This window comes from Amycolatopsis silviterrae (assembly GCF_042684085.1).
GTDB classification, from domain to species: Bacteria; Actinomycetota; Actinomycetes; order Mycobacteriales; family Pseudonocardiaceae; genus Amycolatopsis; species Amycolatopsis silviterrae.
Map to the genome: position 1 here is coordinate 372,437 of NZ_JBHUKS010000015.1, position 12,364 is coordinate 384,800.

The 12,364-nt window shown below is 70.2% G+C and carries 12 protein-coding genes; 8 read left to right on the forward strand and 4 right to left on the reverse strand.

Annotated features, from left to right (window positions below; genetic code table 11):
• Window positions 1-217: 217 nt before the first annotated feature.
• The gene (locus ACFSVL_RS22335; protein ID WP_378307113.1) at window positions 218-844 is read right to left on the reverse strand and encodes a TetR/AcrR family transcriptional regulator; all 627 of its coding nucleotides are present in this window, start codon (window positions 842-844) and stop codon (window positions 218-220) included.
• 94 nt (window positions 845-938) lie between these two features.
• On the opposite strand from ACFSVL_RS22335, the gene ACFSVL_RS22340 reads away from it, so the two are divergent.
• From ACFSVL_RS22340 to ACFSVL_RS22370, 7 genes are all read left to right on the forward strand, one after another.
• Window positions 939-1,568 (forward strand): DUF5701 family protein, encoded by a 630-nt coding sequence (locus ACFSVL_RS22340; RefSeq protein ID WP_378307115.1) that lies wholly within the window; start codon window positions 939-941, stop codon window positions 1,566-1,568.
• Window positions 1,569-2,054: 486 nt separating this feature from the next.
• Entirely contained in the window at window positions 2,055-2,663 is a 609-nt protein-coding gene (locus ACFSVL_RS22345) for a CatB-related O-acetyltransferase (protein WP_378307117.1), read from the forward strand.
• Window positions 2,664-2,681: 18 nt separating this feature from the next.
• Entirely contained in the window at window positions 2,682-3,521 is an 840-nt protein-coding gene (locus tag ACFSVL_RS22350; protein ID WP_378307119.1) for a hypothetical protein, read from the forward strand.
• A 130-nt stretch (window positions 3,522-3,651) separates the two neighbouring features.
• Window positions 3,652-5,079 carry a pyridoxal phosphate-dependent decarboxylase family protein gene (locus ACFSVL_RS22355; protein ID WP_378307121.1) on the forward strand — a complete coding sequence of 476 codons (1,428 nt, stop codon included), beginning with the start codon at window positions 3,652-3,654 and terminating at the stop codon, window positions 5,077-5,079.
• 44 nt (window positions 5,080-5,123) lie between these two features.
• Window positions 5,124-6,155, forward strand: coding sequence for a DNA polymerase III subunit beta family protein (locus tag ACFSVL_RS22360; protein ID WP_378307123.1), 1,032 nt, complete (start codon window positions 5,124-5,126; stop codon window positions 6,153-6,155).
• Window positions 6,152-6,637 (forward strand): hypothetical protein, encoded by a 486-nt coding sequence (locus ACFSVL_RS22365; RefSeq protein ID WP_378307125.1) that lies wholly within the window; start codon window positions 6,152-6,154, stop codon window positions 6,635-6,637. Before ACFSVL_RS22360 ends, ACFSVL_RS22365 begins: the two co-directional genes overlap by 4 nt.
• Window positions 6,638-7,543, forward strand: a complete 906-nt coding sequence (locus tag ACFSVL_RS22370) for a phosphotransferase (protein ID WP_378307127.1) — start codon at window positions 6,638-6,640, stop codon at window positions 7,541-7,543.
• A 53-nt stretch (window positions 7,544-7,596) separates the two neighbouring features.
• Here the strand turns inward: ACFSVL_RS22370 and ACFSVL_RS22375 are convergent, their stop codons facing one another.
• Genes ACFSVL_RS22375 through ACFSVL_RS22385 form a run of 3 tightly spaced genes read right to left on the reverse strand, consistent with a single transcriptional unit; the run spans window position 7,597 to window position 10,690 of the window.
• Window positions 7,597-8,706 carry a serine hydrolase domain-containing protein gene (locus ACFSVL_RS22375; RefSeq protein WP_378307129.1) on the reverse strand — a complete coding sequence of 370 codons (1,110 nt, stop codon included), beginning with the start codon at window positions 8,704-8,706 and terminating at the stop codon, window positions 7,597-7,599.
• Between the two features lie 23 nt (window positions 8,707-8,729).
• On the reverse strand, window positions 8,730-9,839 hold the full coding sequence (gene menC / locus ACFSVL_RS22380; protein WP_378307131.1) for an o-succinylbenzoate synthase: 1,110 nt from the start codon (window positions 9,837-9,839) through the stop codon (window positions 8,730-8,732).
• A complete protein-coding gene (locus ACFSVL_RS22385; RefSeq protein ID WP_378307133.1) occupies window positions 9,836-10,690 on the reverse strand; it encodes a hypothetical protein in 855 nt (284 codons plus the stop codon). The genes menC and ACFSVL_RS22385 overlap by 4 nt, the downstream gene beginning before the upstream one ends.
• Window positions 10,691-10,782: 92 nt before the next feature.
• Here ACFSVL_RS22385 and ACFSVL_RS22390 point away from each other — a divergent pair, with 92 nt between their 5' ends.
• Complete coding sequence (locus tag ACFSVL_RS22390) at window positions 10,783-12,351, forward strand: PucR family transcriptional regulator (RefSeq protein WP_378307135.1); 1,569 nt, start codon at window positions 10,783-10,785, stop codon at window positions 12,349-12,351.
• Window positions 12,352-12,364: the final 13 nt, after the last annotated feature.

A 12,364-nucleotide genomic window follows, 5' to 3' on the forward strand; every position in this document is an offset into this window, starting at 1 on the left:
TGAGGGGCTCCTTCACGGACGGCGACTCCAAGGCCAGGGACCTGAGCCGGGCCCACGGGTTCGGCCGAGCCCCGTCCGCCCCGGGCCGAAAGGGCCGGCGCGGCTCTCGCCAGGCCAGCGCGGGCGGCGGGGCTTGTCGTCCGTGAAGGACTCCTTGAGGGACTCAGATTCCCTCAAGGAGTCCTTCACGGACCGCTGTTCCGCGGGGGGCGGCGGATCAGGCCACCGCGTAGTTCCCGAGCGAAGGTTCCAGCAGGTCAAACGCCCGCGCCGCCTCCGCCGCGACCGTCTCCGCGACCTCGTCGACGGGCCGTCCGGCCAGCGTCAGCTCCTCGATCCGCTGGAACAGGCTGTGGTGCACCGCCCCCAGCACCGCGGCCGCCGTCCGGACGGTGATGTCCGTCCGGGGGCTGCCCACCGCGTCCGCCAGCGCCTGCGCCAAGGCTCGTTCCCGCTGTTCGTGCAGGCCGCGCAGGCAGGCGGACAGCGTCGGGCTCTCCGCGATCATCCGGCTGAACTCCAGGCCCGCGAACCCGATCACCGGATCCTTCGCGGCGACCGCGGCCTCGAACACGCGCCGCAGTGCCGCGAGCGCGGACTCCCCCGGCTCCCGGGACCGCACCGCGTCCGCCAGCGTGGCGGCGAACTCGTCCTGGCGGTCCAGGACCAGGTCTTCCTTGCGGGCGAAGTAGTTGGTCACCGTCTTCTTAGCGACCCGCGCGGCCGCCGCGACCTGGGCGATCGTCGTCTCCTCGAAGCCCTGCTCCAGGAACAGCCGCGTCGCGTGGTCGGAGATCAGCTGGCGGGTCTCCTGTTTCTTGGCTTCCCGCAGGCCCAGTTCCATCGAAACTTACCTCCGACGTAAATTTACCTTGACACCCCTTCGGCGTCCCGGCATACTTTTACTACCGACGTAAGATAACCAGAAGGAGAACCACTTGTCGATTACCGCCCTCCCCTCGCTCGCCGCCCAGGCGGAGCACCTGATCACGCTGGGAGTGCCCGAGATCGCGCAGCTTTCCGCTGACGACCTGCGTTCCTTCGCCGCTGGCCACGGCGACGCGGACGGGGCACTGCTGGCGGTCCACCCAGACCGGGCACCCGCGTCGGCGCTGTCGCCGCTGATCAGCCGGGAAGGGAAGACCGGGTTCGTCGTCACCGACATGTCCGACGTCGACCAGTTCGCGCCGCAGGGCATCGACCTGCCCGACGCGCCGCTGTACCTGGTCACCGGGCTCGACCGGGGCGACGAGATGGGGAACTGGACCCCGGAGGAGGCACTGCCCGCGATCGCGAAGGCCGGACGGAGCCCGCTGCTGCTCACCGAGGGAATTCACTGGGTGCTGCAGCAGCCGTCGGTCCTCGAGCGCAATCATTGCTTCATGACCATCGGCTCCCGGCTACGGAAGGAGAACGGCAAGTTCGACGCACGCACCCCCGCACTGTGGATCAGCAACGGCACCGGCCGGGACGGCAGCGAACGCCGCAACGCCCCGAAGGTCGGCTGGTGCTGGTGGGGCAACCGGCACACCTGGCTGGGTTTCGGGTCCGCCGCCGCCCGCCGGTGAGACCTCCGAGCCCAGGTTGGGGGTCCGCCGCCCGCTCGCCCGCCGGTGAACCTTCCGAGCCGGGTTCGGGCCGGCCGCCGCCCGCCGGTGAACCCTCCGAGCCCAGGTTGGAGTCCACCGCTCACCGGTGAAACCTCCCAGCCAGGTTTGGGGTCCACCGCCGCCCGCCAGGGAAACCTCCAAGCCAGGGTTCAGGTCTGCCGCCGCTCACCGGTGATACCGCCGAGCCCAGGTTGGGGTCCGCCACCCGCCGACGAGACCTCCGAGCCAGGGTTCGGGTCCACCGCCGCCCCGTCAGGCGGTGGAACCTCCCAAGCCAGGCTTCGGGTCCGCCGCCCCGCCCGGCGGTGAAACCTCCCAACCCCAGGTGCGGGTCCGCCGCCGCCCGCCCGGTGAGCCCGCCCAAGCCCACGTCCGAAGCACCCGAAGCGCCCGAAGCACACTGAGGAGAAGCCCATTTTCCCTGATCCGAACGTCCTGCACCCGATGCCCGAACAGCCGCGCGTGGTGCTGCTCAAGCCGCTCGTCACCTCGCCGCTGATCGACGTCGGCGAGTTCTCCTACTACGACGACCCGGACGATCCGACCGCCTTCGAGACCCGCAACGTGCTGTACCACTACGGGCCGGAGAAGCTCGTGATCGGCAAGTACTGCGCGCTCGGCGAGGGCGTGCGGTTCATCATGAACGGCGCGAACCACCGGATGGACGGGCCGTCGACGTTCCCGTTCCCGATCATGGGCGGCGACTGGGCGGACCACTTCGACGTCATCACCGGCCTGCCCGGCCGCGGCGACACGGTGCTGGGCAACGACGTCTGGCTCGGCTACCGGGCGATGGTCATGCCGGGGGTGCGGATCGGGCACGGCGCGGTCGTCGCGTCCGGCGCGGTGGTGGTGGACGACGTGCCGGACTACGGGATCGTCGGAGGAAATCCGGCCAAGCTGATCCGGCGGCGGTACCCCGACGAGGACGTCGACCGGCTGCTGGCGATCGCGTGGTGGGACTGGCCGCTGGAGCACCTCACCAAGCATGTCCGCACGGTCATGTCCGGCAGCGTCGACGACCTGGCCGAGGCCGCCGCCGAACTCGCGTGAGTCGGTACCGTGGCTGGCGTGTCCCGTGAGATACCGGAGGAAGTCCGCCGAAGCACCGCGCTGTTCCTGTCCACGGTGGACCGCGCCGCGCCCGGGCTGGTGACCGGCTTTTACCTGGTCGGCTCGGTCTGCTTCGGCGACTTCCACGCGCACGGCCCCGGACGCGGACGGCTGGGCACGGCCAGCGACATCGATTTCGTCGCGGTCACCGATCGGCGCGCCGGGCCCGGCGAGGTCTCCGCGTTGGCGCGGGCGCACGCCGCCACGATCGCCCGGTTCCCGCGGCCGCATTTCGACGGAGCCGTGCTCACCTGGGCGGACCTCGCCGCCGGGCCGGACGGGTGCCCGGATGTTCCGTGCGCGCAGGAGAACCGGTTCAGCGAGGCGGGCCGGTACGGGATCAACCCGGTCCTGTTCTGCGAGCTGGCCAGCCGGGGGATCGCGCTGCGCGGGCCCGAACCGTCCGATGTGGACATCTGGGCGGACCGGGACGCGTTGCGCGCGTTCACTGTCGACAACCTGAGCCGTTACTGGCGGCCGTGGTGGGAGAAGAACCGGAAGACCAGCGCGCTGTCGCTCGCGATCGGGGCGAGCCCGTGGTTCCCGGTGTGGGCGGTGCTCGGGGTGAGCCGGCTGCACCACCTGCTGGCCACCGGCGAGATGACGTCCAAATGCGGCGCGGGCCGTTATGCGGCAAGGGAATTCGACCCGCGCTGGCAGCGGATCGTCGCCGAAAGCTTGAGCCTGCGCACCGAAGGCGCGGAAGGCCGGCGCGGCTACCGGAACCCGCTGGCTCGGCGTCGCGACACCCTCGCCTTCCTCGACGCCACGATCGACGACGCGCTCGCACTGGCCTAGGCGGAAATCGCTGGGATTGAGCCAAAACTGGCCGGAAATCGGGTCTTGTGGCCGGGTTCGCCCGCGCTTAGCCTCGAAGACACGCTGGCACAACGGGGTTATGCGCTAGCACGAACTGGGGAGCACGAGGTTGGCGAACGAGGATCGGGCCGGGGTCGCGACGGACGCGGAGTCGGCGGCGAAGCTGCTGCACGGCGTGGTGGATCAGCTGGTCGAGGGGTGGCGCACGCGTCCGGAACACCCGGCGAGTCCGGTGACCGCGGACGCGGCGGAAATCCGCGCCTGGCTGGGGAAGTATCCGCTGGAGCAGCCGGAAAACCTCGAACAGGCCGTCCCGGACGTGCTCGCCGCGCTCGACCGATGGACTGTGCACACCGATCATCCGGGATACTTCGGGCTGTTCAATCCGTCCGCCACCTGGGCTGGTGTGGCAGGCGACCTCATCACCGCGGCGGTCAACCCGCAGCTCGCCGCGTGGAGCCACGCGCCCTTCGCGGTCGAGGCGGAGCAGCGCTGCATCGACCTGTTCGCCGGGCGGCTCGGGCTGCCGGACACCGCGGGCGGCCATTTCACCAGCGGCGGCGCGGAGGCCAACGCGACCGCCGTGCTGACCGCGCTCACCCACGCGTTCCCCGGATACAGCACCGGCGGTCTGCGGTCCCTCGACGCCGCACCGGTGTTCTACGCGGGCGCGGATTCCCATCTGGCCTGGCTGAAGATCGCCCACGCGGCCGGGCTCGGCCGGGACGCGTGCCGGCTGGTGCCGTCCGACGTGAGCGGCCGCCTGGACGTCGCCGTGCTGGAAACGATGCTCGCGGCGGACCGGCGGGACGGCAAAGCCCCGTTCCTCGTCGTGGCCACGGCCGGGACCACCGGCGCCGGAATGATCGACCCGTTGCCGCGCATCGCCGATCTCGCCCGCGATGCCGGGCTGCGGTTCCATGTGGACGCCGCGTGGGGCGGCGCGGCGTGCCTGTCCGACCGGCTGCGCGGGGCCCTGACCGGGATCGAACGCGCGGACACGATCACGGTGGACGCGCACAAATGGCTGTCCGTGCCGATGGGCGCGGGAATGTTCTTCACCCGCGACCGGGCCGAGCTGAGTTCGTCGTTCACCGTGTCGACCTCGTACATGCCGGGCCAGGTGGAAGACACCGCCGATCCGTACACGACCAGCGCTCAGTGGTCGCGCCGGTTCATCGGGCTCAAGCTGTGGCTGAGCCTGCTCGCGTACGGGGTTTCCGGATACCGCGACCAGATCGAGCACGACGCGGCCCTCGGACAGGAACTGCGAGACCAGCTCAGCGACGCGGGCTGGCTCGCCATCAACGACACGCCGCTGCCGATCGTGTGCGCGACCCGCGCCGACGCGCCGGCCGATCCGGAGGAATCCTGGCGGTGGCACAGCGCTCTCGCGGATCGGGTCAACGCCACCGGCTCCGCGTGGGTGAGCCCAGTGCGTGTCGCGGGACGGCCGGCGCTGCGGGTGTGCGTGATCAGCTGGCGCACGCGGACCGAGGACATCGTGCGGCTGCGGGAGATTCTTGGCCACGGATGAGAGCTGGTTGACCTTCAAGCTGCTTGAACCCTGATGATGAACAGGTGCCCACCGACCTCCTGACCATCGGCGCCTTCGCCCGCCGCAGCGGCCTGACGGCCAGTGCGCTGCGCTTTTACGCGGATTCCGGCCTCGTCCGGCCGATCCGCGTCGACGAGGAGTCCGGCTACCGCTACTACTCCCCCGGCCAGGTCGCGGACGCGCTGCTCATCCGGCGGTTGCGGGAGATCGGCCTGCCGCTGGAGCGGGTCAGCGCGGTCCTCGCCGCCGAGCCCGGTGAAGCGGCGCGGATCGTCGACGAGCACGTCGCCGGTCTGGCCGCGCAGGCGCAGCAGGCGCGCGAAACCGCCGCGACGGTGAAGGCCGCGCTGGGTTCGATGGTGCCGTCGCCGTCGGTGCTGGTCACCGGGCCGGTGTTCACCGCCGCCGTCGAGCAGGTGCTGACCGCGACGACGCAGGAGCTGCCGGTGCTCAACGGCGTGCACCTCGAGGTCTCCGGCGAGGCGATCGTGCTCACCGCCACCGACCGGTACCGGCTGGCGACCCGCACGCTGGTCCCGGCCGAGCCAAACACGGCAAGCTGGACGGCGACCGTCGACGCCGACGACCTGCGGCTCGCCATGCCGTGGACGCGCCGTCAGCACGAACTGCGGCTGAGCGTCGGCACCGACGGCGTCTCCTTCCAGGGCGACACGACGCGAACCTGCCGCACGCTTGCCGACGAGTTCCCCGACTACCGGCTGATGCTGGCTTCGCTGCCAGAAGTCGTTACCCGGGCGGTGCTCTCGCGCAACGCGCTTGTCGCCGCCCTCGAACAGCACTACTCCCCGCACATCCGGCTGGACCTCTCCGAAGAGGCGGTCACCGTGGGCACCGAACAGGTCCCCGCAGTCGTCACGGGACCGCCAATCTCGCTCTCCTTCGCCGTGAGCACGTTGCACCCGGCGATCAGCACCGCCGTCGGCCCGGACGTGATGCTGGACGTCGCGGCCCCTCACCTGCCGGTCGTCGTGCGTTCCGCCGACAACGGCGACCTGACCACCCTCGCCATGCCAGTGAAAGGAACAGCCGAATGACCGACACGATGGCCGAGATCACCGCCGCAGTGACACAAGGCCGCGCTGGCGCACAAGACGCCGCGCGGACGCGTCTGCAGGAGCTGTGGGACGAGATCGGACCGGGCGGTGACCCGTTCTACCGCTGCGTTCTCGCGCACTACCAGGCCGACCTGTTCGCCGATCCGGCCGAGGCGCTGGTGTGGGATGTCCGAGCCCTGGACGCCGCGGCGACCGTAACCGACGAACAGGTCCAGGCGCACGACGCCGGGCTTCGGATCGCAGGCTTCTATCCGTCGCTGCACCTCAACCTGGCCGACAACTTCCGCCGCCTCGGGTCGTTCTCCGCCGCGACGGAGCAGCTCGCCGCCGCGCGCAAACGACAGGACGCGCTCGCCGATGACGAGTACGGTGCGATGATCCGGCGGGCGATCGACGGGGTCGCGGAAGCCATCGAACGCCGGTCCACCGAACGACGCACGACGGCACCGGGAGTCGAATAGTTGGCGCAATGGCTGTCTGATTGGTGTTTCGCACACCTGGGTTCCGTCCCGGCGGATGTGCTGTTCGAGGTCCAGCAGGTCTCGACGGTGCACGGGCTCCGGCTGGAGGACGGACGGGAGGTCGTGGTCAAGGCCCGCCCTGAAGACGGCCGCGCGGAGGCATGTGTCACCGCGCAAACCCAGCTGGCGGAGCGGGGTTTTCCGTGTGCCCGGCCGCTGACGCCGGTGGTCGCGGTGGGCTCGCTGGCCGTACACGCCGAGGAGTACCGGCCCGGCGGCGACGTGGTTCCCGGGAACACTCCGGCGATCGCCACGCGCTATGCCGAGGTGTTTGCCCGCTTGATGGCCGCCCTCGCCGGGATCTCCGTCAAACCGCCGTTGCCGAACCCGCGCTGGCTGCGATGGGATCACGCGGACTCTCCTTTGTGGCCAGCGATCGATTTCCTGGACGAGCGGGACCAGCGCCTCGTCCCGGAGCACGTCGCCAAAACCGCCGACCAGGCCCGCCGCCGGTTGCTCGCGGCCAAGCTGCCGAACGTCCTCGGGCACGGGGATTTCGAAGCGCAGAATCTCCGGTGGAAGGCCGCTGGCGGCTGGACGGTGCACGACTGGGACAGCCTGGCCTGGCAACCGGAAGCAGCGCTGGCGGGAGCGGCGAGCGGAATGTTCCCGAGCACGATCCCGCCGACACTGGCGCCAATCGAGAGTTCCGCAGCGTTTCTGGAGTCCTATCAGGACTTCCGCGGCCGCCGATTCAGCCTGGCCGAACAGGAAGTCGCGTGGGCGGCCAGCTTGTGGCCCGCCGCGCATAACGCTCGATGGGAAGCGCTGCACGGAGATCCGCCGATCTGCGGTGACGCGCTTCGCGAGCAGGCGGCGGAACGCCTTCGCCGCGCGAACGCCTAAACCACGGGACCGGGCGGCTGCAGCGCTGGGGACACCGCAACCGCCCGGAGTACTCACCGGAGATCGCGGATCAGCGCGCCCACGATCGCATCCATCCGGTCCGACTGAGCCTTCGAATAGTCCGCCGTGTCAATGAAAACCGTCACCGAGCGCTTCCCATCCTCGGTCACCGCGTTGCGGAAGTCGTGGCCGCTGGCCATGCCGCCGCTGTGGCCCCAGGTCGGGAAGTTCGGCGTCAGCTCATACCGTTGCAGGCCCAAACCGTATCCCTCGCCGCCGTCGTCAAGGACGGTCTTTTTCATTTCCGTCAGCTGCGCGGGCGGCAGGAGTTTCCCGCCCAGCAACGAGGTCCAGAATTTCGTCGTGTCCGCGCCGGTGGAGATCAGCGCCCCGGACGCGTCGGCTTCGGAGACATTCCATTCCGTGGTGTCAACGCCGTCCGTGTAGGACCGCAGGTCTGGTTCGTCGATCGTGGTTTCGTCGCCGGGCCAGTACGTTTCGTGCAGGCCGAGCGGTTTGATGATCCGTTCGGTCAGTTCGGTGCCGATACTGCGGCCGGTCACCTTCGTGACCACCATCCCGGCCAGGTTGTAATTCGTGTTGGAGTAGGCGAAACCGGACGGGGCGCGGTCCGGCGGGTCCAGTTCGAGGGCCTGTTCGACGGTCTCGATCGGGTCGAAATGCTGCCAGCGGTGCGCCTGGTCGTCGTCCCAGAACGGCGAGTCCAGGTAATCCGGCAGGCCGCTCGTCTGCTGCAGCAACTGCCGGATGGTGATCTTCCGGCCGTCGTAACGGGCATTGCGGATCAGGCCAGGCAGATAGTGGTCGACAGTTTCGTCCAGGCTGATCTTGCCCTCGGCGACCAATTGCAGCACGACCACGGCGGTCCAGGTTTTGGTGTCGCTGCCGATCCGGGAATGTTCGTCGCCGGTGATCGCGCGACCGGTCTCGACGTCGGCCTTTCCGACGCCGCCCTTCCACAGGCCGCAATCCGGGCTTTGCGCGGTCAGGACGATTCCAGGGAGACCGACCTTTTTCAGCCCGTCGAGCGCGGTTTGGAGGGGTTTCGCGGAACACGCGGCCGCGGAAGCCGTGGCCGTGGGCACGACGGTCAACGCCGCGGTCAACGCCGCCGCCGCACAAACGCTGGTCCAAGCTCGCATGTCGTCTCCTTCTGCCGGAATTTTCAGACTGCGAAGAGGGTTTGCGAAGCGACGGTGTGCTGCCGCAGCGCGGCCGGGTCGACCGCGACGCCGCTGCCCGGTCCGTCCGGAATGGACAGACAACCGTCTTCGAGCACGAAGGGTTCGGTGAGATCCGTGGCGTAATACCGGTTCGACGCCGAAATGTCGTTGGGCAGCACGAAGCCGGGCAGCGCGGCGAGGGCGAGATTCTGCGCCCGGCCGATGCCGGTTTCGAGCATTCCCCCGCACCACACCGGGATTCCGTGCGCGGCGCACACGTCGTGGATCCGCCTCGCTTCGAGATAGCCGCCGACGCGACTGGGTTTGACGTTGACGATCCGGCAAGCGCCGAGCCGGATCGCGAACGCGGCGTCGCGCGCGGAGCAGATCGATTCGTCCAGGCAGATCGGTGTACGCAGGAGTTTCGCGAGTTCGGCGTGCCCGCCGAGGTCGTCCGCGGCCAGCGGCTGTTCGAGCTGGACCAGGCCGAAGTCGTCCAGCCGGCGCAGATGCTCGGCGTCGGCAAGCGAGTAGGCAGTGTTCGCGTCGGCCTGCAAGACCAGGTCGGGGCCGAATTCGGCACGGACCGCGCGCACGGGTTCGAGGTCCCAGCCGGGCTCGATCTTCAGCTTGATCCGCACGTATCCGTCGGCCAGATACCCGGCGACGGTGTCGATCAATTCCGGGATGGTGTCCGTGATGCCGACGGACACTCCGGCCGGGATGCGATCGCGCACGCCGCCGAGATAAGTCGACAACGGCATCGCGTACGCGCGGCATTCGGCGTCGAGAATCGCGGTCTCCAGCAGGGCTTTCGCCAGCGGATTGCCCTTGACCGGGGCCAGCGCGCCGGCGACCCGGGCGGCCGTCGGCCGGGGCAAGGCGGTGACGCGCGGGACGAGATGGTCGCGCAGGATCCGTTCGGCCCCGGCGGCGAATTCCGGGCTGTACACCGGTTCCGGGTCGCCGCCGAACTCCGCCCAGCCCTCGCTGACGTCGGTCACCACGTGCAGCACCATGGTGTTCCGTTCGGTGTCCACCGAGCACGAAGTCCGGAATGGACGGACGAGCGGGAGGCTGACCTCGATCAGGTCGATCCGTTCGATCTTCACGCCCGCTCCCCCTCGGTCAAGTGGTACCACCCGGACCGGCTGAATCCGGTTGCGGTGAATCCTTCGGCGAACAGCGGGACCAGCGCGTCCCGGATCGCGTAGCGCCACGCCGCGCCCAGCCGCGCGTCCAGGCGGCGGAGGCCCACGACGTCGGCAGGCACCCGGCACCAGTGGCCGGAAGCGTCGCGGGCCAGGAACGGTTCGCCGTCGGGGCCGGGTCGCGGGTCGACGTCCGCGGTCGCTAGGTCCGGGCCGGCAAGCTGGGCGGGACGGGGTTCGAGCAGCGGCCACATGGCGGTGAACCGGTCGGTTTCGTCCGCTCCGTTGACGCCGTCCTCGATCTGGCCGTAGAAGTCCACTGTGTACTCGGTGCCGTACGCGCCGAGCTTCGCCAGGTTGAAGTGCGCGTTGCGGCTCACCAGCGGGTCGAAAGTCCAGATCATCGTCTCCGCGCCCTGGTCGAGCGCCCACACCCGCTGCGCTTGCTTCAGCGCGAAGCCCACGCCGCGGTCGCTCGCGCGCGCGGCGGCGATCAGCGAGTACACCGCGCGGGTCACCGGCGGGCAGAAGATCAGTGCCGACGCGGCGAGGATGCCGTCGTCATCGGCGGTGTAGTGCACCGCGCCGCCCGCGTGGACCACCGCGCGCAACGCGTCGGCGCCGAACGGGGCCTGGGTTTCCGGCGTCTGCCAGACCCGGGCGAGGAACCGCGACACCGCTTCGAGCGTCCGGATGTCTTCGGCCAGCCGGATCCGGATACCTGCCCGGTTCGCGGCGTGCAGGGCGGTCGAGACCGCCGCGTCCGGGGCCGAGGGGAGTACGGTCGCGGGTACGCCTGGTGGAACGTGCATGCTGACAGCCTCGCGGCCGGACCGGCCGGGTGCGTGCAGTGCCCGTCCAGAGATTCCGCGGATGTTTTGTGCGTCTGGCTAAAGAGGTGAAGATGCTCGATCCGGAGGCGCCCGCGCTCGGGCAGGTCCTCGACGCGCTCGGTGCTTCGCTGCTGCGGCCGGTCACCCCGCTGCCGGAGCGGCCGGTGCCGGTGTCCGGCGTGCTCATCCACGAGCGGCGCACCGCGGCTCCGCTGGGAAAGGACACGATCCTGCTCGCGGTCGGCGCCGATCCGGGCGAGGCGAAGGATCTCGTCAACTCGGCCGCGGGATATGCCGCGCTGGTGGTGAAAAGCTTCGGCGAACCCCTCACCGAGCTGGCCGGCGCCGCGCAGAGCGCCGGTGTGGTGCTGCTCGCCGCCGACGAGGCCGTGCCGTGGCACCACCTCGAAGCGATGATCTCCTCGGCGCTCGCCCCCGCCGTGCGCACCCCCGGCACGCCGGCCGCGGGCGATCTGTTCGCGCTGGCCAACGCCATCGCCGGGATGGTCGGCGGCGCGACCACCATCGAGGACCCGCACCGGCGGATCCTGGCGTACTCGACCCTGCCCGGCCAGCCCATCGACGACGGCCGCCGCCAGGGCATCCTCGGCCTGCAGGTGCCGGAGGTGCCGGTGTTCTACGACGACCAGTACCGCGAACTCGCGCGCGTGCGGCGGACCTGCCGGTTCCCCTCGCTGCCCGACGGGCTCCCCCGGCTCGGCGTCGCGGTGCGGGCGGGCAACGAGATGCTCGGGTCGATCTGGGTGGTCGACGCCGAGGACAGCCTCGACGAGGCAGCCGAGCAAGCGCTGTTCAACGCCGCCGAGATCGCCGCACTGCACCTGCTGGCCGCGCGCACGGCGGTCGACGTGGTCCGTCGCCGGCGCGCTGACCTGCTGCAACGCCTCCTGGCCGACCCGAGCAGCGTCACCGCGGTCGCCCCGCAGCTCGGCTTGGACCCGGACGCGCCGGTGGCCGTGGCCGCGTTCACCGTCGCCGATCCGGAAGACGCGCTGGCCGCCCACGCGGCGACCCGGCTGGCCGACCTGGTGAGCCTGCACTGCGAGGCGCACTACGGCAAGCACGGCTGTGCGCTGATCGACGGGACGGTCTACGCGCTGCTCCCGAACGCGCATCGGGACCTGGTCGCCGACATCGCCCGACGAGCCCACGGCGCGCTACGGATGCCGGTGCAGGCGGGGCTCGGGTCGACGGTTCCGGGGCTCCGGTCGATCGCGTCCTCGCGTGCCGATGCGGACCTCGTTTTGCGGACGCTGGCGGAACGGCGTACCGCGCCGGAACCGTGTCAGGTGGCGGCGATCGAGGAGGTCTGGGCTGGGGCGACGTTGTCGGTGCTGGCGCAGTTGCTGGCCGGGGACGCCGCGTTGCCGCGGCGGTTAGGGCCGGCGGTGCGGGCGCATGATGGTGCGCACGGGACGACTTATGCGCCGACGATTCTGGCTTACCTTGACACCAACGGGGATATCGCGGCTGCGTCGGCTCGGTTGTCGGTGCATCCGAACACTATTCGGTACCGGTTGGCGCGGGCGGAGGAGATTTTCGGGTTCGATCTGGGCGAGCCGGATGAGCGGCTGGTGTTGTGGCTGCGGTTGCGGTTGGGGGATCAGCTGGGGTGGTAGTCGTGAGTGGCAA